Origin of the sequence: Kitasatospora sp. NPDC051164 (assembly GCF_044455625.1) — a bacterium.
Lineage (GTDB): Bacteria > Actinomycetota > Actinomycetes > Streptomycetales > Streptomycetaceae > Kitasatospora.
On sequence record NZ_JBITFB010000042.1, the window covers coordinates 52314 to 74544 of the forward strand.

The 22231-nt window shown below is 72.4% G+C and carries 15 protein-coding genes; 8 read left to right on the forward strand and 7 right to left on the reverse strand.

Annotated features, from left to right (window positions below):
• Positions 1–38: 38 nt before the first annotated feature.
• The gene (locus ACIBEC_RS41035) at positions 39–869 is read right to left on the reverse strand and encodes a YhjD/YihY/BrkB family envelope integrity protein (RefSeq protein WP_360503630.1); all 831 of its coding nucleotides are present in this window, start codon (positions 867–869) and stop codon (positions 39–41) included.
• A 266-nt stretch (positions 870–1135) separates the two neighbouring features.
• The gene (locus ACIBEC_RS41040; protein WP_360503627.1) at positions 1136–2167 is read right to left on the reverse strand and encodes a substrate-binding domain-containing protein; all 1032 of its coding nucleotides are present in this window, start codon (positions 2165–2167) and stop codon (positions 1136–1138) included.
• A gap of 408 nt (positions 2168–2575) precedes the next feature.
• Between ACIBEC_RS41040 and ACIBEC_RS41045 the strand changes: the two genes are divergently transcribed.
• From ACIBEC_RS41045 to ACIBEC_RS41080, 8 genes are all read left to right on the forward strand, one after another.
• A complete protein-coding gene (locus ACIBEC_RS41045) occupies positions 2576–4696 on the forward strand; it encodes an RICIN domain-containing protein (protein WP_360503624.1) in 2121 nt (706 codons plus the stop codon).
• A 190-nt stretch (positions 4697–4886) separates the two neighbouring features.
• A complete protein-coding gene (locus ACIBEC_RS41050; RefSeq protein ID WP_360503621.1) occupies positions 4887–5693 on the forward strand; it encodes a DeoR/GlpR family DNA-binding transcription regulator in 807 nt (268 codons plus the stop codon).
• Positions 5694–6017: 324 nt separating this feature from the next.
• Entirely contained in the window at positions 6018–7016 is a 999-nt protein-coding gene (locus ACIBEC_RS41055) for a substrate-binding domain-containing protein (RefSeq protein ID WP_360503618.1), read from the forward strand.
• Positions 7017–7063: 47 nt separating this feature from the next.
• On the forward strand, positions 7064–8659 hold the full coding sequence (locus tag ACIBEC_RS41060; protein WP_360503615.1) for a sugar ABC transporter ATP-binding protein: 1596 nt from the start codon (positions 7064–7066) through the stop codon (positions 8657–8659).
• Positions 8656–9696 (forward strand): ABC transporter permease, encoded by a 1041-nt coding sequence (locus tag ACIBEC_RS41065; protein WP_360503613.1) that lies wholly within the window; start codon positions 8656–8658, stop codon positions 9694–9696. Before ACIBEC_RS41060 ends, ACIBEC_RS41065 begins: the two co-directional genes overlap by 4 nt.
• A gap of 130 nt (positions 9697–9826) precedes the next feature.
• The gene (gene galT / locus ACIBEC_RS41070; RefSeq protein ID WP_360503611.1) at positions 9827–10924 is read left to right on the forward strand and encodes a galactose-1-phosphate uridylyltransferase; all 1098 of its coding nucleotides are present in this window, start codon (positions 9827–9829) and stop codon (positions 10922–10924) included.
• Complete coding sequence (gene galK / locus ACIBEC_RS41075) at positions 10921–12051, forward strand: galactokinase (protein WP_360503609.1); 1131 nt, start codon at positions 10921–10923, stop codon at positions 12049–12051. Before galT ends, galK begins: the two co-directional genes overlap by 4 nt.
• Before the next feature lie 289 nt (positions 12052–12340).
• Entirely contained in the window at positions 12341–14440 is a 2100-nt protein-coding gene (locus ACIBEC_RS41080; RefSeq protein ID WP_360503606.1) for an alpha-galactosidase, read from the forward strand.
• Between the two features lie 211 nt (positions 14441–14651).
• On the opposite strand, the gene ACIBEC_RS41085 is transcribed toward ACIBEC_RS41080, so the two are convergent.
• From ACIBEC_RS41085 to ACIBEC_RS41105, 5 genes are all read right to left on the reverse strand, one after another.
• Complete coding sequence (locus tag ACIBEC_RS41085; protein ID WP_360503603.1) at positions 14652–15107, reverse strand: hypothetical protein; 456 nt, start codon at positions 15105–15107, stop codon at positions 14652–14654.
• 5 nt (positions 15108–15112) lie between these two features.
• Complete coding sequence (locus tag ACIBEC_RS41090; protein ID WP_360503601.1) at positions 15113–17650, reverse strand: penicillin acylase family protein; 2538 nt, start codon at positions 17648–17650, stop codon at positions 15113–15115.
• Between the two features lie 107 nt (positions 17651–17757).
• A complete protein-coding gene (locus ACIBEC_RS41095) occupies positions 17758–19047 on the reverse strand; it encodes an ATP-grasp domain-containing protein (protein ID WP_360503599.1) in 1290 nt (429 codons plus the stop codon).
• Positions 19048–19049: 2 nt separating this feature from the next.
• On the reverse strand, positions 19050–20252 hold the full coding sequence (locus ACIBEC_RS41100) for an argininosuccinate synthase-related protein (protein ID WP_360503596.1): 1203 nt from the start codon (positions 20250–20252) through the stop codon (positions 19050–19052).
• The gene (locus ACIBEC_RS41105; protein ID WP_360503593.1) at positions 20249–22081 is read right to left on the reverse strand and encodes an amino acid adenylation domain-containing protein; all 1833 of its coding nucleotides are present in this window, start codon (positions 22079–22081) and stop codon (positions 20249–20251) included. Before ACIBEC_RS41105 ends, ACIBEC_RS41100 begins: the two co-directional genes overlap by 4 nt.
• Between the last annotated feature and the right edge of the window lie 150 nt (positions 22082–22231).

The window sequence follows — 22231 nt, forward strand, 5'->3', positions numbered from 1 at the left end:
TCCTGCCATGCACGGCGTGGGCGTTCCACGGGAGCCGGTCAGCGGTGCTTCGGGTCCTCGGGTCCGTGGTGCCGGGAGAACTGCTCCCGAGCCGGACGCCAATGCGATCGAATCTGCTCCACCAGGCTCTCCCACTCGCGCAGGACCTCGTCGTGGGGAGGGCGCTGCCCCCGACGGATCCGGCCGAGCTCGTCGCCGACCTCCCGTCCGAGGGCCGCCGATCCGACGACGACCAGCATGACGGTGAAGAGCGCCGAGATCATCGCGACGACAGCGCCCACCGGGCCGTAGCGAGTGGTGTAGGAATCGAAGAGGTGCGGCAGATAGACGGTCGCGCCGACCGAGTAGGCCGATGTCAGGACCGCCCCGACGACGGCGAACGGGAGCAGCTCCCGCCAGGCGATCCGCTGTGCGGAGAGGAGCCGGCCGCTCCAGAGGAAGAAACCTGCCGTCAGCGGCGCCTGGCACAGAGACACTGTCAGTTCGAGGCGCCCACGACCGAGCTCGACGCGCAGCCAGCCGGTGACGACCAGGTACGCCAGGAGGACGAGAACCCACCGCAAGCCGTTCGGTGTGTTGCGCACGCTGAGCGGCTTGAGCTGCCAGGTCTGTTCGAACAACCGCTGCGCGGACCGGGTGAAGCTCAACACGGAGATCACCAGGAAGAGAGTCTCGAGGACGCCCTCGCCGGCGGTCGCGTCGGTGGCCGACGAGAAGAGCTGTCTCACCGCCTCGGCTCCACCGCCGGTGAGGCCGTACCGCCTGATGAGCGGGTTCGCGACGTCCTGGTGTCCGACGAGGCCGAGGAGGGCGCTGGTGAGCATCGCGAGCGGGACCAGCGCCGCCAATGCCCCGGAAGCCAGCGCCATGGACCGGTCGAAGCCGACGATTCGCTGGAAGCGGTTGACGACGCGCAGCGTGAAAGCCGGACGGAACCAGAACGTCAGCGTCCTGGTGAGGCGCTCGTGGTTGATGTGTGCCGTGCCGCTCTCCTCGGGTATCGGAGCTCCGCAACGACGCGAGCCTAGCGCGACCGCCCTGCCCGGGAAGGTTCCGACGCGGACGGGGTGCGAACGGCCTTCGGTCCGGGCGGGGAGGCTGAGAGCGGCCCCGACCGCTGTCGCTTCCAGGGCCGTCAGGTGCAGACGGCGCCGGACGCCTGCCAGTTGGAGGGGTCGACCATGGTGGCGGGGACGGTGGTCTCGCGCGGGAGCGCCTTGTCGTCCTTCAGCCGGTCGACCATCTGTTGGACGGCGAGCGCGCCGACCTGGGAGCCCTTGAGGAGGAGCGCGGCCCGCATCGCGGCGGGCTTGCCGGTCAGCCAGTCCTTGCAGGCGAGGTAGGCCCCGATGCCGACGCCGATGACGTTGTCCGGTCCGAAGCCCGCCTCGCTCAGGGCCTGGATGCCGCCCTCGGTGTCCTCGTCGTTGCAGCCCCAGACCACCCAGTGCTTGACGCCGGGTTTGGAGGTGAGGGCGTAGGCGGTTCGGCGGCGGGCGTCCTCGACGGTGTTGGCCGCCCACACCTTCGCGGTCTTCAGCGCCGCACCGCCGTGGACGGAGAACGCGTCCACCGCCGCGTTCATGCGGTCCCGGCAGACCGGGATGTCGCTGTTCCCGATCGACAGCGTCCAGGTGTCGGCGGCCTTCCAGCCGGCCTTGGTGTATTCGCCGGCCGCGCGTTCACCCACCGCGGCGCCCATGGTGGCGCCGTTGAAGCCGACCCGGGGCACCAGTCCGTTGGCGAAACAGGCACCGGGATCGGTGTAGTCGGCGCAGATCTGGTCGTCGGCGGAGAGCAGGGGCAGGCCGGCCTGGCGGGTGAGGGCGACGAGTTCGGGGCCCACGGATGGGTCGGGCACGACGGCGATGAGGCCACCCGTCTTGTGGTCGATCGCCTTCTTGGCCTCCGTGAGCGAGCGGTCGCGGTCGTTGCCGACGTCCACGAGGGTCAGCTCGACGCCGAGCTCGCGGGCCTTGGCCTTGGCGCCGGCCGCCTCGTCGACGAAGTAGCCCTGGTCGCCCTGTTTCTGCAGGAAGGTGATGGAGATCGGGCCGTGGTCCGAGGTGCCCGGCCCTTCGCCCGAGCACCCGGTCAGTGCCAGGGCGAGAGCGGCCGCGCCGGCCGCGGCGGCGGGTGCCGGTCGGCGGGCTCGAGTGGAGCGCATGGCCTGGTTCCTTTGAACGGCGACCGTCCGGTGTGCGGCCGGCGGAGCGGATGAGTGCGAAGCGCAGGAGGGCAAGAGCGTAGGAGCGCGGGAGCGCAGAAGGGCAGGGCAGAGCGAATGTGACGGTTTGAACGTTCAAACCGATCAGAAGCCAACGTGTTCGAACGCAGAGCTGCTAGGAAACGCCACGTTTACCTGGCCGTCAAGATCTCGCGACGACGAGATGCAGGCCGATACCCGCTCGTTATCGCTCCTGGGAACGGCACTTGAGTCGGACCGGGGCGAGCCACTAGCCTGCGCCTGCCCCTGTTGAGGCCTGAGTGGCTTCCGTCGGTTCTCGACATTACTCAACACATCTCAACAGGCGATCGCTCTGGCACCCCCCCTGCCCACCATCTTGGAGCACCCATGCGCCCACGCCTGCGCCCACGCCTGCGCTCATTCACCGCACGGTCACCCCGCGCCATAACCGGTGCGCTGCTGTCGCTCGCCCTGGCGACCTCGGGCCTCGGCGCCGTCGCGCTGACCGCCGCCACCCCGGCCGCCGCCCTGGACAACGGCACCGCCCTCACCCCGCCGATGGGCTGGAACTCCTGGAACTCGCTCGGCACCAACGTGACCGAGCAGCAGGTCAAGCAGACCATCGACTTCATGTCCGCCAACGGCCTGGTGGCGGCCGGCTACGACACCGTCACGATCGACGACGGCTGGTCGCTGTGGCACCGCGACGGCCAGAGCACCGACCTCGTGCGGACCTCGTACGGTTCGATGCAGCTCTACGACGCGGCCGGGAACCCGGTCGCCGGCACCGACGGCACCGGCAACGACCCCACCTCCGGCCACCTGGTCCCGCGCGCGGACACCTTCCCCTCACAGACCGTCAACGGGCAGACCGTCAACGGCATCCAGTACCTGGCCTGGTACGCCCACAGCAAGAACATGAAGTTCGGGCTGTACGCCACCGACACCTACCTCACCTGCCAGATGCACCCCGGCAGCCTCGGCCACGAGACGACCGACGCGAACGACTTCGTCGCCTGGGGCGTCGACTTCGTCAAGTACGACGACTGCCCGTACGGCCCGCCGATCACCGGCCCGGACGGCCACAACTACGGCACCCAGGGCGAGGGCAAGGAACTCACCCAGTCCATGTACGCCCGGGTACAGACCTTCCAGCGGGCGCTCGACGCCGCCTCCGCCGCCCGGGGCAGGCCCAAGGTCGCCCTCAGCCTCTCCGCCCAGCCCGTCCACACCGGCGTCCCGTACCTGCTGAACGCCAACGACCCGGCCCGCACCGACCCGGTGGTCCAGGCCGCCGGCACCCCGCCGTACCAGTCCCCGGGCTATGCGCCGACCGGCGTCTGGTGCGGGCAGGTCGCCAACATGTGCCGGATCGGCGGCGACCGCGCCAGCGACCTGAGCGGCGTGCTGTACGGCGGGCAGCTGCAGACCGCGCTGCAGTACCCGGGCAACGTGCGCCCGGGCAGCTGGAACGACATGGACATGATGTTCGCCGGCTGGCAGGACGTGTACGGTTCCTGGGGCGTCACCGACACCTGTTCCTGTCACAAGCCGTTCACCGACGACGAGTCGCGCACGGAGGTGTCCGTCCTGTCGATGATGGCCTCGCCGCTCGTGTCCGGCGCGGACCTGCGCGCCGCGGCCGACTCGCAGCACACCGACGGCGGCACCACCTGGTCCACCGGCATCACCGCCGCCAGTCTGGCGATCATGAAGAACGCCGACGTCATCCGGATCGACCAGGACGCGCTCGCCAAGCCCGCCACCCTGGTCGGCGCCGCGCCGAACAGCAGCACCGGCCCGGTGGTCCTCAAGCGCCGACTCGCGGGCGGCGACACGGCCGTCCTTCTGGTGAACCAGGACCCGAACAACTGGCAGACGATCGGCAGCAGCCTCGCCTCGCTCGGCCTGACCGGCAACGGCTACACGTACAAGGAGCTGTGGACCGGCGCCACCGGCACGGTCGCCGCCGGCGGCACGGTCGGCGGCAACTGGGTCGCCCCGCACGGCGTCGCGATGTTCCGGCTCTCCCCCCAGGCCGCCACCGTGGCGGCGGCGGTGATCGGTGACGGCAAGTACCACGGGATCAGCGCGGGCGGCACCGGCGGCCAGGCCCTGGAGGTCCAGGGCACCTGCAGCGCCGCGGACGGTGCGATCGTCGACGTCAACACGTGGTGGAACACCCACACCTCGCAGCAGTGGAACTTCGCCGCGAACGCCGACGGCACGGTGCACATCACCGACAACTGCTCCACCGGCACGCAGGTCCACGGCACCCTCACCGCACCCGGCTCGGCCGGCGCGGCGGCATACGTGACCAACGGCTACGACCCGAACAACGCCCGGCAGAAGTGGCGGGTCGTCCAGAACACCGCCACCGGCGCGCTGACCGTCACCAACGTCGCCACCGGCCTGGTGCTGGACGCCCCCAACCCGGCGGCCACCTCCGCCGTGGTCACCGATCAGCCCAACTCCTCGGCGGCGCAGGGCTGGACGACCCTGTCCTGACCCGACACCGACGCCGTCCACCACCCCGTGGCCACGGGACCACCACCCGTCGGCATCGGGAGAAAGGCCGACGACCCGGACACGTATAGTCACACGTTCCACCACCAACAGACGCACCCGAAACGGTCGGGCCGTCGGGCCGTACCGCCCGCGGGCCGGCCGCGTCCGCGTGCGTACCTAGGAGTGCCACGTGACTGACAACGCACAGCTGCTGGCGCGGCAACGGCGCGCGATGATCCTCGACTGGCTCCGGCAGCGGGGCGGGGTGCGGGTGAACGAACTCACCCGTGAGTTCGGCGTCTCGGACATGACCATCCGCCGGGACCTGGACGCCCTGGCCCGCCAGGGGCTGCTGGACAAGGTACACGGCGGCGCCGTCCCGGCCGGCGCCCCGAGCAGCCAGGAGCCGGGCTTCGAGGCGAAGTCGTCCTGGCAGCTCTCCGCCAAGGAGGCGATCGCCCGGGCCGCCGCGGAACTGGTCCGCCCCGGGATGGCCGTGGGCCTGGGCGCGGGCACGACCACGCACGCCGTCGCCCGGGAGCTGGCGTCGGTGGACGGGCTGACCGTGGTGACCAACTCCCTGCGGATCGCCGAGGTGTTCGAGCAGGCCGGCCCGGGGGCGGGGGCCGGGACCACCGTGCTGCGCACCGGCGGGATCCGCACGCCCTCCGACGCCCTGGTGGGCCCGCTCGCCGACCAGGCGATCCGCTCGCTGCACGTCAACGTGCTCTTCCTGGGCTGCCACGGCATCTCCGTCGAGGCCGGGCTGACGTCGCCCAACCTCGCCGAGGCGGAGACCAACCGGGTGTTCATCGGCTCCGCGCGCCGGGTGGTCGTGGTCGCCGACAACACCAAGTGGGACACCGTCGGCCTGGCCACCTTCGCCGCTCTGGACCAGGTCGACGTGCTGGTCACCGACGAGGGGCTGTCCGCCGAGCGCCGGACCGTCGTGGCCGAGCAGGTGGGCGAGGTGATCGTCGCAGAGTCAGTCAACTGACCCTCTGGTCACGGCAGTTGTTTCCTCGACTCCCGGTGGGGAGAGCGGGTGGGGCGCAGTCGCGCGGCTCCGGCGGATGCGGATAACGGGATCGTCTCGAATCGACGCGAGCGGGAACGAAGGTCTTGACGAACGCCCGACAGGGGAGTTTCCTGTGCGAGCACGTTTGATCAAGTTTGGTTCTGATCGATTGTGTTTGATTCAAGCGCTACCGGCTCCGCGGATGTTTCCCGCGGGCTCTTCCCTCACCCTTCTCTCCTTACCGGGAGTCTTCGCATGTTCATTCGTCGTGGTCGGGTTCTGTCCGTTGCCGTGCTGGGCTGTGTGTCCCTGGTAGCCGCGGTGGGCTGCTCGACGGGCCAGGAGTCGTCGTCGGGCGCGGGTGACACCGCGAAGGTCGAAGGCAAGGTGTCGCTGACGTACCTGCAGAAGCAGGGGGACCAGGAGTACTTCGTCGGCGAGGCGGCGGGCGCGAAGGCGAAGGCCGCGGAGCTCGGGGTGGACCTGAAGGTCGTGAACCTGGGCAACGACGCCAACAAGACGGTCAGCGAGGTGCAGTCGGCGATCGCCGGCAAGAGCAACGGGCTGATCGTGGTCGTGCCGGACCCGGCGGTGGGCCCGCAGGTCGTGCAGACCGCCAAGGACGCCAAGGTCGCCCTCCTCACCTCCGATGACCAGATCTGCGTCACCGGCCCGGCCCCGGGTGCCTGCGCGAAGAGCGATCTGGTCCCCCGGGTCGGGTTCAGCGGCGAGCAGATGGGCGGGGAGGTCGGCAAGCGGGCCGCCGCCGAGTTCAAGAAGGCCGGTTGGAACGCGGCCGACACCCGGATCATCTCCGCCTGGAAGCAGGACGTCACCGTGTGCGGCGACCGCGTCAAGGCCGCGAAGGCCGCATTCGGCCAGGCCGCGGGTGACGGCGTGAAGAACATCGACGTCGCCACCGACAACACCCCCACCGGCGCCCAGGACAAGACCGCCGCCACCCTCACCGCCAACCCCGGCGTGAAGCACTGGATCGTCTGGGGCTGCAACGACGAGAACGTCCAGGGGTCCGTCACCGCCCTGCAGAACGCCGGCGTCAGCCCCGACGACATCGCCGGCGTCGGCCTCGGCGCCTACCTCGCCTGCAAGGACTGGACCAGCGGCAAGCCCACCGGCATGAAGGCCGCACTCTTCATCAACGGCAAGGACGTCGGCGCACTGGCCGTCCAGACCATGTACGACAAGCTCAAGAACAACAAGGACTTCCCCGCCGAGGGCTTCGCCCCCACCACCATGGTCGACGCCGCCACGTGGCAGAACAGCGGCATGACCTGCAACTGACGGTGCCGCACCAGAACCGTCCGATTCGCACCTCCAGCGAGGCACACATGACCGCACCCGAATCCCCGCCCGGCGGCGGACCGTCCCCGCAGCCCGTCCTCGGCCTGGCCGCCGAGAACGTCGGCAAGGCCTTCGGCAGTGTCCGGGCACTGCACGGCGTCACCGTCGCCTTCCCGCCCGGGCAGGTCACCGCCCTGATGGGCGAGAACGGCGCCGGGAAGTCGACCCTGCTGCGCATCCTGAGCGGCGACCACCGCCCGACCGAAGGCCGGGTCCTGCTCGACGGCGTCCCTCTCGACCTCTCCTCGCCGACCGACGCGCGCCGCGCGGGCATCCGGATCATCCCGCAGGAGCCGGAGATCATCCCGCACGTGTCGGTCGCCGAGAACGTCTACGCCGGCAGCCTCCCCCGCCGGGCCGGCCGCCGCCTCGACCGCGCCGAACTGCGGCGCAGGATCACCGCCGACCTCGCCGCGCTCGGCTTCGACCAGGTCCTCGATCCTGACCTGCTCGGATCCGAACTCACCGCTGCACAACGCCAGTTGGTCGAAATCATGCGAGCGCTCACCGGCGCCGTGCCGCCCCGGGCGATCGCCTTCGACGAACCCACCTCCTCCCTGTCCGAACACGAGGTGGAGGCGCTGTTCGCCCTGATCGGCCGGCTGCGCGACCAGGGCATCGCGATCGTCTACGTGTCGCACCGGATGAAGGAGATCTTCCGGCTCGCCGACCGGATCGCCGTCCTGCGCGACGGCACCCTCACCGGCGTCCTGCCCGCCGCCGAGACCGACGAGCGCGAGCTGGTCCGGCTGATGGTCGGCCGCGACCTGGCCGGCCTGTTCGTCCGCCAGGACGTCGCCACCGACCGGGTGGTGCTGGACGTCCGCGGCCTCACCACCGACGACGTGCGCGACGTCAGCCTCCAGGTCCGGGCCGGCGAGGTGGTCGCCCTCGCCGGGCTGATCGGCGCCGGCCGGTCCGAACTGGCCCTCGCCCTCGCGGGGGACGCGCCGATCCGCTCCGGCGAGGTCCTCCTCGGCGGCCGGCCGGTGCGCCTGCGCTCCCCCAAGGACGCGATCCGGGCCGGCCTCGGCCTGGCGCCCGAGGAGCGCAAGGCCCAGGCACTGTTCCTGCACCGCGCCATCCGGGACAACACCTCCCTGGTCAGCCTCGACCGGCTGCGGCGCCGACGCTTCGTCAAGCGCGCCGCCGAGAAACAGCTCGCCCAGGAGTACGCGGACCGGCTGCGGGTGCGCGCCCCCTCGATCGAGACCGAGGTCCGGACGCTCTCCGGCGGCAACCAGCAGAAGGTGGTGCTCGCCCGCTGGCTCGCCCGCCGCCCCGAGCTGCTGATCCTGGACGAACCGACCCGCGGCGTCGACATCGGCGCCAAGGCCGAGATCTACCAGATCATCGCCGACCTGGCCCGCGACGGCGTCGCCGTGCTGGTGATCTCCTCCGAGCTGCCCGAGGTCCTCGGCCTGGCCGACCGGATCCTCGTCATGCAGAACGGCCGGGTCACCGGCGAACTCGGCCGCGCCGAGGCCTCCGAGGAGGCCGTCCTCGCCCTGGCCATGACGGACGACCTCGCCACCGGCCCCCGTACCACCGACACCGACGCCACCACCGGAGTTGCCCGATGACCACCCCCTCCGCCACCGCCGACCAGCGGCCGCAGGCCCCGGCCGGGCCCGCGCGGCCGACCGGTCCGCGGGCGCTGCTCGACGTCGTCGGTGGCCAGAACCTCATCCTGCTGCTGGCCCTCGCGGCCGTGCTCGCCCTGTTCGGCTCGCTCAACATCAACTACCTGAGCTGGAACAACATCCAGGTGATCGCCGAGGCGGCGACCATCGCCGGGCTGCTCGCCGTGGTCCAGACGGTGGTGATCATCTGCGGCGGCCTGGACATCTCGGTGGGCTCCCAGGCCGGCCTCGCCTCCGTGGTGAGCGCGATGGTGTTCACCTCCACCGGCTCCAGCGCGCTGCTCGGCATGGGCGCGGCCGTGCTGGTCGGCGCCGCCGTCGGCCTGCTCAACGGCGCCGTGATCATCTACGGCCGGGTCAACCCGACCATCGCCACCCTGGCCGGACTGGCCGCGTACAAGGGCGTCGCCCAGCTGATCTCCGACGGACGTGCCCAGGGCTACGTGCTCGGCGACCCGCTGTTCGTCTTCCTCAGCCGCGGCAAGATCGCCGGCCTGCCGACGATGGTGTGGATCCTCATCCTGATCGCCGCCGCCGTGCACGTCCTGCTCACCTACACCGACATCGGGCGCAACATCTACGCCCTCGGCGGCAACGACACCGCCGCGCGGCTGGCCGGCATCAACCTCAACAAGTACCTGCTCTCGGTGTACGCGCTCACCGGCATGGTCGCGGCCGTGGCCGGTGTCCTGCTCACCGCGCGCACCGGCTCCGGACAGCCCACCTCCGGCAGCGAGGGCCTGGAACTCCAGGCCATCACCGCCGCCGCCCTCGGCGGCTGCGCCCTCAAGGGCGGCAAGGGCGGGATCGGCGGCACCCTGCTGGCCGTCGCCCTGCTCGGAGCCCTGCAGAACGGCCTCACCGTCCAGGGCATCAACACCTTCTGGCAGAACGTCGCCCAGGGCCTGCTGCTGGTCGCCGCCGTGGTCATCCAGCAGCGGCGCGGCCGCGAGCGGGCGGTCGGCCTGCCGGCCTGACCCGCCCTCTCCCGAGCCCCCTGGAGGCCGCCTCCGCCCCCCACCGGAGGCGGCCTTCGCCATGGGCACCGCCGACCATCCTGGAAACGCCGACCTCCGTGACGTGCCGGAGGTCCCGGAAGGCAGAACAGTGAAGAAGACCACCACCAAGCTCGCGGACGGCCGCGAGCTGATCTACTACGACACCGACGAGTCCGTGGTCCGCGACGCCACCGACCTGCGGCCGCCGGAGGCCACCACCAGCCTCTCCGCGATCCGTCTCGACCCCGCCACCGGCGACTGGGTCACCATCGCCGCCCACCGCCAGGCCCGCACCCACCTCCCGCCCGCCGACGAGTGCCCGCTCTGCCCCTCCCGGCCGGACCGGTCGAGCGAGATCCCGGCCCCGGACTACGAGGCCGCGGTCTTCGAGAACCGCTTCCCGTCCCTCTCCTTCGACGCGGCCGCACACGTGCCCGCGGAGTCCGACCCGCTGCACACCGGCGGTCCCGCGTCCGGCCGCTGCGAGGTGGTCTGTTTCACCGCCGACCATGACGCCTCCTTCGCCGACCTCACCCCCGAGCGGGCCCGGCTGGTCCTCGAGGCGTGGACCGACCGCACCGCCGAACTCTCCGCCCTGCCGGGCGTCCAGCAGGTCTACTGCTTCGAGAACCGCGGCGCCGAGATCGGCGTCACCCTCGCCCACCCGCACGGCCAGATCTACGCCTTCCCCTTCACCACCCCGCGCACCGCCCGGATGGCCGCCCGCGCCGCCGAACACCGCGCCGCCACCGGCCGCAACCTCTTCGACGACCTCCTCGCCGCCGAACGCGCCCACCCCGAAGGCGCTCACGGCGACCGGGTGGTCCTCGCCGGCGAGCACTGGACGGCCTTCGTCCCCTTCGCCGCCCGCTGGCCCTACGAGGTCCACCTGTACCCGCACCGCCGGGTGCCCGACCTGACCGCCCTCGACGAGCCACAGCGCGCCGAGTTCCCCGGCCTCTACCTGGAGCTGCTGCGCCGCTTCGACCGCCTCTTCGGAGGCGGCCGCACCCCGTACATCTCCGCCTGGCACCAGGCCCCCGCCGGGCACCGGGACGAGCTCGCCCTGCACCTGGAGCTGTTCACCATCCGGCGCACCGCCGACAAGCTCAAGTACCTGGCCGGCGTGGAATCCGGCATGGACGCCTTCGTCAACGACGTCTCGCCCGAGGCGGCCGCCCGACACCTGAGGAAGGTCGGCGCATGACCGACTTCGAATCCGTCTTCGGCACCACCCCCACCGGCGTCTGGGCCGCGCCCGGCCGGGTCAACCTGATCGGCGAACACACCGACTACAACGACGGGTTCGTCCTGCCGATCGCCCTGCCGCACACCGCCCGGGTGACCGCGCGCCGCCGCACCGACGGACTGCTCCGGCTGTACAGCACCCTGGGCGACGGCGGGGTGGTCGAGTTGTCCGTCGCCGAACTGGCCCCAGAGCGGGTGCCGGGCTGGGCCCGGTACCCGGCGGCCGTGGTCTGGGCGCTCCGTGAGGCCGGCTGCCCGGTCGGCGGCGCCGACCTCCACGTGGACAGTGACGTGCCCAGCGGCGGCGGCCTGTCCTCCTCCGCGGCACTGGAGGCCGCGGTCGCCCTGGCCTACCGCGATCTGTACGAACTCGATCTCACCAGGCCGCAGTTGGCGCTGATCACGCAGCGGGCCGAGAACGAGTTCGTCGGCGTGCCCTGTGGCGTGATGGACCAGATGGCCTCGCTCTGCTGCACCGAGGGCCACGCCCTCCACCTGGACACCCGCGATCTGACGCAGCATCCGATTCCGTTGGACCCGGCCGCCCAGGGGATGCGGCTGCTGGTCGTCGACACCCGGGTCAAGCACGACCTCGGCGACGGCGCGTACGCCGACCTGCGGGCCGGCTGCGAGCGGGCCGCCACCCTGCTCGGACTCCCCGCCCTCCGGGACCTCCGGCCGGACGGCCTCGCCGTCGCCCTCGACCGGCTCCCGGACGAACTGCGGCCGCTGGTGCGGCACGTGGTGAGCGAGAACGAGCGCGTCCGACTGGCCGTGAAGCTACTGCAGGCGGGCCGGCTCGACGCCCTGGGCGCCGTGCTGACCGCCGGACACGCCTCGCTGCGCGACGACCTCGGGACCTCCTGCCCGGAGACCGACCTCGTCGTCGAGACCGCCGTGGCGGCCGGCGCCCGTGGTGCCCGGATGACCGGCGGCGGCTTCGGCGGTTCGGTCATCGTCCTGGTCGACGAGTCGGACGCGGACCCGGTGTCCGCCGCGATCGTCGAGGCCTTCCACCGGGCGGGCTACGCGCAGCCCCACGTCTTCCCCGCCCTCCCCGCCGCCGGCGCCCGCCGACTGCGCTGAGCCCGCCTTCGGTGGGCGGTTGTGTTGACTCTTGTAGGTTTCCGATCAGTGAAATATCATATGACACTATCGTCGATGCCAGCGGCCCAGCGGTTTCGCCGCGTCAGCGCCTCGCCGATGGCGACTGTCTGAGCTGTCGTCACACCCGCCACCGCGGTGCCGCCGGCGCCGACGTGCCCCCCATCAGCACCTCGCTGCGCCAGAGCTCAGAGCACCGCACCCCCACCAGCCGTGCTCAGGACCGCCCTTCGGGCGGCCCGTCCCGGCCCGCCTCTCGGGAAGCCCCCACATGCGCACACCGCCACCTCGCGTCGTCGGCATGCTGGCCGTCCTGGCCCTCGCCGCCTCCGGCATCAGCGCCACCGCCCTCGCCACCGCTGCTCCGGCCGCGGCCCTGGGCAACGGCAACGCCCTGACCCCGCCCATGGGTTGGAACTCCTGGAACAGCCTGGGCACCCAGGTCGACGAGAACCAGGTCAAGCAGACCATCGACTTCATGTCCGCCAACGGCCTGGTCCAGGCCGGCTACAACACCGTCACCATCGACGACGGCTGGTCGATGCGCCACCGCGACGGCCAGACGACGGACTTCGCGAAGACCGCCGACAACGCCATGCAGCTGTACGACAACAACGGCAATCCGGTGTCCGGCACCGACGGCACCGGCAACGACCCCACCAGCGGACACCTGGTGCCCGACCCGAACACCTTCCCCTCGCAGACCGTCAACGGCCAGACCGTCAACGGCATCCAGTACCTGGCCTGGTACGCCCACAGCAAGAACATGAAGTTCGGCCTCTACGCCACCGACACCTACACCACCTGCCAGGGCCACCCCGGCAGCCTCGGCCACGAGAGCACCGACGCCAACGACCTCGTCTCCTGGGGCGTCGACTTCGTCAAGTACGACGACTGCCCGTACGGCCCCACGATCGTCGGCCCCGACGGCTACAGCTACTACCCGCAGGGCGAGGGCAAGGAGCTCACCCAGTCCGTCTACGCCCGGACGCAGACCTTCCAGCGAGCCCTCGACGCGGCGACCGCCGCCAGGGGCAAGCCGAAGGTGACCCTCAGCCTGTCCGCGCAGCCCGCGCACACCGGCATCCCCTACCTGCTGAACGCCAACGACCCGGCCCGCACCGACCCGCTGATCGTGGCCGCCGGCACCCAGCCGCACCAGGCACCCGGCTACTCGCCCACCGGCGTGTGGTGCGGCCAGGTCGCCAACATGTGCCGGATCGGCGGCGACCGGGACAGCGAACTGGACGGCGTGCTCTACAACGGCCAGCTGCAGACCGCGCTGAAGTACCCGGGCAACGTCCACCCCGGCAGCTGGAACGACCTGGACATGATGTTCGCCGGCTGGCAGGACACCAACGGCATCTGGGGCGTCACCGACACCTACAAGGGCAACAAGCCGTTCACCGACGACGAGTCGCGCACCGAACTGTCCGTCCTGTCGATGATGGCCGCCCCGCTCGTCTCCGGCGCCGACCTGCGCACCGCGGCCGACTCGCAGCACACCGCGAACGGCTACACCTGGTCCACCGGCATCAACTCCTCCGCACTGGCGCTCCTGAAGAACCCCGACATGATCGCCATCGACCAGGACAGCCTCGCCAAGCCCGCCACCCTGGTCGGCAGCGCGCCCTCCTCCCCGACCGCGCCGGTGATCCTCAAGCGCCGGCTGGCCAACGGCGACCTGGCCGTCGCCCTGGTCAACCAGGACCCGAACAACTGGGCCATGCCCAGTGCGAGCTTCACCGACCTCGGCCTGACCGGCTCCAGCTACGGCTACCGGGAGATCTGGAGCGGCGCCACCGGCACCACCACCGGCACCCTCGGCGGCAACTGGATCCCCGCGCACGGCGTCGCGCTCTACCGCATCACCGGCGGAAGCGTCGGCATGGGCGGCGACAGCGGCTCCGGCGGCACCCGGGCGAGCGTCGTCGGCGACGGCAGGTACCACGCGATCAGCGCCGGCGGTACCGGCGGCCAGGCGCTCGAGGTCCAGGGGGGCTGCTACGCCGCCGTCGGCGGCAACTCCGGCATCAACGCCTACCAGAGCGGCAGCGCCGCCCAGCAGTGGCTGTTCACCCCGAACGCGGACGGCACGGTGACGATCACCGACAACTGCTACACCGCCGCCCAGACACACGCCGTGCTGGCCGGCGGTGGCGGAGTCGGCAGCGCCTACCTGCTCAACCCGTCCGCCGACAACCCCTGGCAGAAGTGGAAGGTCACTCAGAACAGCGCCGGTGCGCTGACCGTCACCAACGTCGGCAACGGCCTGGTCCTGGACGTCGCCGGCACGACCGCAGGCTCGACCGGGATGACCAACCCGGCCAACTCGGCCGCGGCCGGACAGAGCTGGACCGTCCTGTCCTGACCCCGGCCAGGCCAGGCCAGGCCAGGCCAGGCCAGGCCAGGCCAGGCCAGGCCAGGCCAGTCCCGGCCAAGCCGGGCCAAGCCAGGCCAGACGGGCCGGGCCCGGTGCGCGGGAGTTCGCGCACCGGGCCCGGCCCGGAGGTCCGCCGGCAGGTCCTCGGACCGCCGACGCCTCGTCCCGTCGTCACCTCACCGTCGTGAGTCCGCCGCCGTCACCGCCCGGGCCGCAGGGCCGCGGTCGCCGTCCGGCCGAGCCAGACGCCCAGCAGCGCCTGGACCAGGCCGATCAGCAGGGTGATCGCGACCACCAGCGAGGCAAGCGCCGGCAACCCGGCCAGGGCGGCCACCGTCCGGGCGGTGCCGGCCACGGCCTCGCCGGACGCGACCCGCCACAGCAGCGGGGCGCCCCAGCCGGCCAGCGCGGCCATTGCCGCCACCAGCACCGCCGGGCGGGCCCGCAGGCCGCGGGCCGCCGTCACCGCGCCGATCAGCAGGCCGCTGGCGAAGGGCAGGTACCACAGGCTCCACAGCGAACCGACGGCCACCAGGACGCCGGCGCCGACCAGCGCGGCGGGGAGCACCAGCCGCTCGGCGAGGGCCCGGCCGCCGTCGGCCGGGGCCGGGGCCGCGGACTCCTGCGGTGCGGACTGCTTCTGAAGGTCGGTCACGGTGCTCACGCTCCCGGTCGCAGGGTCCACACCTTGGTGGAGGCAGGTTGGTCCGCGGCCATCAGCAGCGGCAGGGAACGGCCCGCCCACCAGTACGGGATGAAGTTCCGGTACCACGGCGAGGCCGGGTTCTCGCTCTGGCCGCCCGGGTAGACGGCCTGGGCGGTGGCGGTGCCCGGTCCCTTCCAGTCGACCACCATGCGCCAGCTGGGGCCGAAGGTGGAGTTCATGCCGCCGTCGGCCGCGTTGACGGTCCAGCGGTCCCCCTCGGCGGCCTTGGGCCCGTAGCCGAGCGCGTCGGCGCCGGTCAGCGAGGGGATCTGCCGGGTGTGCACCCGGTCCCAGGTCCAGGTGGCGGGGTCGTTCCCGAGGTCCTGGGAGAGCTCGGAGACGGCCTGGGCGAATGCGGTGCGCATGGCCTCCGGCGCGGTGCGGGCCGGGCCGCCGGGGGAGGTGAACGCCGGGTTGGCGGGGTCGTGCAGGGTCCAGCTCTCCAGGTCCTCGTCGAGGCTGGGCAGCGCGCTGGACACCTTGAGGTACCAGCGGTCCCTCTCGACCGGCACCTTGGCCTGGTCCCACCAGGGTTGGAAGGTGGTCTGCAGATAGTCGTTCCAGAAGGTCCACCAGATCGGCCCGCCGGCGACGGAGGGCCGCATGGTGGTGTCCCAGTGGTCGAGGACGTCGAGCGCGGCCTGCTGGCGGCCGTCGAGCTCGGTGCCGGCCAGCGCCTCCTTGAGGTGCGGCAGGATGACGGTCGCGAGGTAGTCGGTCGTGTCGTTCTGCAGCGTGGTGAAGTCGGCGGCGGTCATCGCCGGGTGGCTCTCCAGGAACTGGTAGATCCGGTTGGCCCGGTAGCCGTTGTCGAAGGCGTTGAAGGAGGTGCCGATGTAGTACGGGTAGTCGGCCGACACCGGGCGCTGGTTGGCCGTCGCGATCACGTGGTTCGGCGGGTTGTAGGCCTGCGGGGTGGCGTCGAAGGGGATGGCGCCGACCACGTCGTACTCGCCGGTGCCGGGCAGCGGGAACCAGGGGTTGCCGCCCTTGGTGAGCGGGAAGTAGCCGGCCGCGACCACGCCGATGTCGCCGCCGCCGTCGGCGTACGCGAAGTTCAGCGTGGGGGCGTGCCAGTCGGCCAGCGCGGTGCGGAACTCCCGGTAGTCGCGGGCCTTGTCGATGGCGAGCAGCACCGCCAGGTCGGGGGAGGGGACGTTGCCCATCCAGCTGACCGAGGTGGTCTGCCCGGCCCGGGTGATCACCGGCCCGTGCACCGTCAGGTCCACGGCGAGCTGCTCGGTGTCCCCGCCCCGGACCGGGATGGTGTACTCCACCCGCTGCATCGGGTGCCAGGCGTTGTTCCAGAAGTACTGGCCGGGGTGGTCGGCGCTGGTCTGCTCGCTGTAGAAGACGGTCGACTGGTTCTGGGCGTCCGTCAGGGACCAGGAGATGTCGGCGTTGCGGCCGATCAGCACCCCGGGCAGGCCGGCCATGCTGGCGCCGGTGGCGTTGGTCTCCGGAGAGGAGAGCGCGATCTGGTACCAGTACGAGGGCAGGGTCATCGGCAGGTGCGGGTCACCGGCCAGCATCGCGTTGCCGTCGGCCGTCGCCGGGCCGTTCGCCACCCAGGCGTTGCTGTCCGGGAAGGTGTGCATCTGGGTGGCGGGCAGCGCGCGGATGGTGTCGAGCAGGGTCCGGGCCGCGGTGGCCTCCCCGGCGGGGTCGGGCGTGCCGGTGGGCGCGACGGGTGCGGTTCGCGGCTGCGAGCGGTTCGCGGCGGCCGGTGCCTCGGGCCCGGCGGCGTTGACGTTGGCGGGCAGCGGCGCGACGCCGAGGTCGCGGTACGGTCCGGGGTCGTACGGGCGCTGGTCGTTGGGCGCGTGGACCGGGAACCAGTCCATGGTGCGCTGCTCGCCGAGGGAGTCCCGGAAGATCGCGTAGTCCAGCGGGGTGCTGGTGAAGTCCATGCTCTGGGTGAGGACCTCCTGGATCACCAGGCTGTCCACCGGGGTCCAGTCGGCGGGGTAGACGCCGGTGAGGGAGAAGAGCGTCGGCCACTGCCCGTTGTGGCGCAGCTCGGAGATCCAGGCGTTGACGCCCCGGGTGTAGCTGGTGAGGGCGCGGCCCGCCGGGCTGTCCGGCGGGGTGGCGGCCCACTCGGCCTCGGCGGTGCGCAGCAGCCCCATCCGGAGTTCGAAGCGGTCGGACTCCAGGCCGGCCGGCCCGTTCAGCTCGGCCAGCCGGCCGCGGCCCGCGCGTCGTTCCAGGTCGAGCTGGGCGAGCCGGAACCGGGCGTGCAGGTAGCCCTGGGCCTGGAACAGGTCGTCGTCGGAGCCGGCCTTGACGGTGGGGACGCCGTTGTCGTCGAAGGCGACCGTGACGGGTGCCCTGAGTCCGGCCAGGTCGAGGGTCTCGGTGTGCGGGAGTTCGGCGCCCGCGGCGGAGTCCCACACTCCGGCCCCGGGGACGAGGGCGGTTCCGAGGGCGGGGACCGGCCCGATGCCCAGCGCGAGCAGCGCGAGGACCAGGCCGGAGACGACGGCTGCCACCGCCGCGTGGGTGGCTGTGCGTATTCGCCGCGGCACGTTGACTCCAGGGGTGCGAGGTCGGTCGGATGGTGCGGTGGGGGTGGGGCGGTTTCCGGGGCGGTGCGGCCTCAGGACCAGAAGGCGTCCATCCGGCGGTGGATGCCCTCGACGGCGGTCCGCAGTGCGGCGTGCCCGGCCGCGGAGCCGTAGACCGTCCCGATCAGCCACTCGGTGCCGGCTCGCCAGTCGGCTCGCCAGGCCGGGTCGATCCGGGTGTCCACCAGGTCCACGCCGGGGACGGCATGGAGGTCGTCGACCAGCTTGCCGTCGCCGGGGGCGAGCCCGTCGGCGGGCGGGGAGAGGAGGTACTGGAAGGCGACGGCCGGGCAGTCGGTGCTCGGGCCGAGCACCGGCGCGGGCGGGGTGAGGTCGCCCAGGGCCAGCCGCAGGGCGAGGACCAGCAGGTCCGTGCCGACCGCGCGCTTGAGGACGTCCGGGACGTGCCCGCCCAGGCGTCCGTTGACCTCGATCAGCCGCGGTCCGTCGGGGGTGAACTTGATCTCGGTGTGGGTGACGCCCTCGCGGATGCCGAGCGCCCGCAGCGCGCTGCGCTCCAGGGCCACCACCTCCTCGGCCAGGCTGCCCGGGAGCAGCGCGGGCGCGAAGTAGCCGGTCTCCCGGAAGGGGTGGGCCGGCGGCAGTCTGCCGGTGACCGCGACGGTGTGGATCTCGCCGTCCCTGCTCGCGGACTCGATCGAGACGTAGTCCCCCCAGAACTCCCCCACCACGGTGGGGTCGCCGGGCAGGTACTCCTCCAGCACGAACACCGCCGGGGTGGCCGTGCCGTCGGTGAACTCGGCGTACCGCTCGGCCAGTTCGGCGGCGCTGCGGACCAGGCAGGTGTCCACGCTGCCGGCACCCGAGCGGGGCTTGAGGACGGCGGGCAGGCCGGTCGCGGCGAGCGCCGGGGCGAGGTCGGCGGCGGAGTGGACCGTCCGGCAGGCGGTGGACTGCACCCCGGCCGCGGCGAGCGCCGCGCGCTGCCGGAACTTGTCGACCAGCACTTCGACGGTGGCGCGGTCGTGGAACGGCACACCGCACCGCTCGGCCAGCGCGGCGGCCGTGCGGAGCAGGTGGTCGCTGAAGGTGATCACCCCGGAGACGCCGAACTCGGAGGCCTGGTCGCCCAGTTGCTCCTCGGTCAGGCCGGCGGTGTCCACCACGGTGGCCGACTTCGGCAGTTGGGCCAGGTCCGCGGCCGCCTTCGGGTCGTCGAGGTCGCCGAAGAAGACCACGGTGCAGACCCGCCGGGCGGCGGTGAGGACGCCGCGCGGGGTGGCCGAGCCGCGGCCGTAGACCACCAGCAGCACCGGCAGGGCCGAGGCCGAGGACTGGGGCTTGGTGTCGGAAGGTGTCACGGTCAGTGCTCCTGAGGCCGGATCGGGGTGAACGCCGCCCGCTCGGCGGCGACGGAGCGGTGCTCCCAGGCCTCCCGGTCGCGCAGGTAACGGGGCCGGTCGGCGACGATGGCCCGGGTCTCGGCCGAGCCGGCCGCGAGCCGCCAGCGCACCGAACCGGTGACCCGCGCCGAGCAGACGTCGATGAACGCCTCGGCGGCTTCGCGCAGTTCGCCGAACCAGCGGCCCTCGAGCGCCTCGCGCACCCACAGCTGCTCCTGGTGGATCTTCTCCCGCAGCAGCTCGGCCGAGAGGGTCGCGGTCTCCAGGTGGCGGCGGGTGCGCAGCAGCAGCCAGGCGGCGGGCATCTCGCGGATCTCCAGCACCTTCGGCCCGTGGTCGAGGTGTTCGAGTCCGCTGTAGCGGCCCAGCCCGTGGGCGCCGACCAGGTGGTTGAGGGTGTCGATCAGTTCGGTCAGCGGCAGAGTCCGGCCGTCGACGGCGACGGGCCGGCCGGCCTCGAAGGCGACCTCGACCGACTCTGGGGCCTCGGCGGGGCGCAGCGCGCTCCAGCGGTAGAGCTCCTCGGGCACGGCGTGGTCCTCGGGGTCGTCGAGGACCCCCGCCTCGAACTCCCGGCACCACAGGTTGGAGTCGCCGCTGACGAGCCGCTCGCTGAGCTGCTCCAGGCCGGCTTCCTTGAGTTCGCGCATCTTCTGCTCCCGGTCGACCGGGTCCAGGTCGTACGGGCTGCCGTAGCGGCCGGCGAAGCCGAGCAGGCCGATGGCGCCGTTGAGCCGGCGCAGGGTGTTCTGCGAGCGGTTGGCGGTGTGCAGCACCGTGGCGGCGCCGAGTTCCCGGGCTTTGCCGAGGGCGAGCTTGGCGATCAGCGGCCGGCTGAGCGTGGAGCTGACCGGGTGGGTGTCGAGGTAGACGGCGTGCGCGGTGATCGCCGGGCGGACGAAGTCCTCGGCGAACTCCCGTCGGCCGTCGAGCAGGTGGAGCCGGATGCCGAGCCGGTCGGCGATCCGCTGCTTGTGCTCGCTGCTCTCGTCCTCGCCGAGGTCGACGCTGACGGCGTGGACGTTGCGGGCGCCGGCCCGGACCAGGCGGTGCAGCAGGTAGCTGCTGTCCAGCCCGCCGCTGAACAGGGTGACGACGGGGGCGGACGGGTCGCGGGCGATCGCGTCGAGCTCGCCGAAGGAACGGACGACCTGGGGCGTCATCGGGCGGACACCGCCACCCCGTGCTCGGCGAGGGCGGCGGTGAAGGCCGTCACGGTGGGCTCGTCGAAGGCGAGGTCCATCGGGACCTCGACGCCGAGCAGCGCCTCCAGCTTGCGCACCGCGCGCACCACCTTGAAGGAGTCCCCGCCGATGTCGAAGAAGTCGTCGTCCGGGCCGATCGCGGGCAGTCCGAGGACCTCGCACCACACCCCGGTGACCACGCCGGCCAGGTCGTCGCCGGCCGGGGCCTTGGCCTCGACGGCGGCGGTGCCGACGCTGGGCAGCACCTCCCCGGCGCGCTCGGTCAGCAGCGCGCGGTCCAGCTTGCCGTTGGCGGTCAGCGGCATCGCCGCCAGGGTCGCGAACGACGCCGGGACCATGTACGCGGGCAGCGCCGCGCGCAGCGCCTCGCGCACGGCGGCGGTGACGGCCTCGGGCTCGGCGTCCGCCTGCGGCACCAGGAAGCCGACCAGCCGGGCGTCGCTGCCGCGGCCGTGGGCGACCGCGGCGGCCTGCCGGACGCCGGGCACGCGCAGGGCGGCGGACTCGATCTCGCCCAGTTCGATCCGGTAGCCGCGGATCTTCACCTGGAGGTCGATCCGGCCCAGGAACTCCAGGCCGCCCACCGGGTGGGTGCGGACCAGGTCGCCCGAGCGGTAGAGCGGGCCGGTGCCGTCGCCGAGCTGGTCCGGGACGAAGCGCTCCGCGGTCAGCTCGGGGCGGTTGAGGTAGCCGAGGGCCAGGCCCGCGCCGCCGATGTAGAGCTCGCCGGGCTCGCCGTCCGGCACCGGCTTGCCGTCCTCGTCGAGGATCCACAGCGTGGTGTCCTCGATGGCCGGGCCGATGTAGACGGTGTCCAGGTCCGGGTCGCGCGGGGGCACCCAGGCGGTGCAGTAGATCGTGCACTCGCTCGGGCCGTAGAGGTTGGTGAGCGGGGCCGTGGACTGGGCGTGGAAGCGGCGGACCAGCTCGGGCGCGAGCGCCTCGCCGCCGGTGAGGACGCGGCGCAGGCCGTCGAAGCGCTCCTCGGGCCCGCGGGCCAGCAGGAACAGCTCCAGCAGGGAGACCACGCAGTAGAAGACGGTGATCTGCGCGGAACGGATGGTCTCGGCGAGGTAGTCGGCGTCGCGCTGGCGGCCGGGGGTGGCGATGACGACGGTGGTGCCGGTGATGAGCGGCCAGTACACCTCGATCAGGAACATGTCGAAGCTGCACGCCGTGTGGTGCAGCATCCGGTCGGACGGGCCGAGGCCGTGGCCGCGCTGCAGCGCCCGCAGCCGGGTGGTCACCGCGCGGTGCGGGATCAGCGAGGCCTTCGGGCGGCCGGTGGAGCCGGAGGTGTAGATGACCACCGCGGGCTGTTCGTCGAGGTCGGCGGCGGGTTCGAAGGCGGCGGCCGGTTCGGCGGCCGCGCACTCGGCGACGGTGACCACCTCGACGGCGAGGCCCTCGGGGAGGCGGGAGCGCAGTTCGGGGGTGGTGATGAGCAGCCGGGGCCGGCAGTCGGCCAGCATGTCGAGGGTGCGGGCGACCGGGTCGTTGACGTCGAACGCGACCTGGGCGGCGCCGGCGAGGACGACGCCGGTCACACCGATCACGAAGTCGGCCGAGCGCTCCAGGTAGACCGCGACCCGCTCGCCCGGGCGCACACCCCGCTCCCGCAGCAGCGAGGCCACCCGCACGGCCCGGTCCCTGACCTCGCCCGCCGGCAGCACCCGGTCGCCGTCGACGACGGCGGGGTGCTCCGGGGCGGCGTCCCACCGGGACAGCAGCAGGGTGTCGAGCCGGCGTGCGCCGTCGTCGAGAAGCGTGGCCGTAGTGCTAGCCATGGCGGTTCTTGTCCAATCAGTGGGGTCGGTGCAGGGGCGTGGGGGGGGGGGGGGCCCCCCGCCCCCCCCGGGGGGCGGGGGCGGGGGGGGGGCGGCCCCCCCCCCGGGCGCCGCGCCCCCCCCCCCCCCCCAAAGACCCAGGGGGGGGGT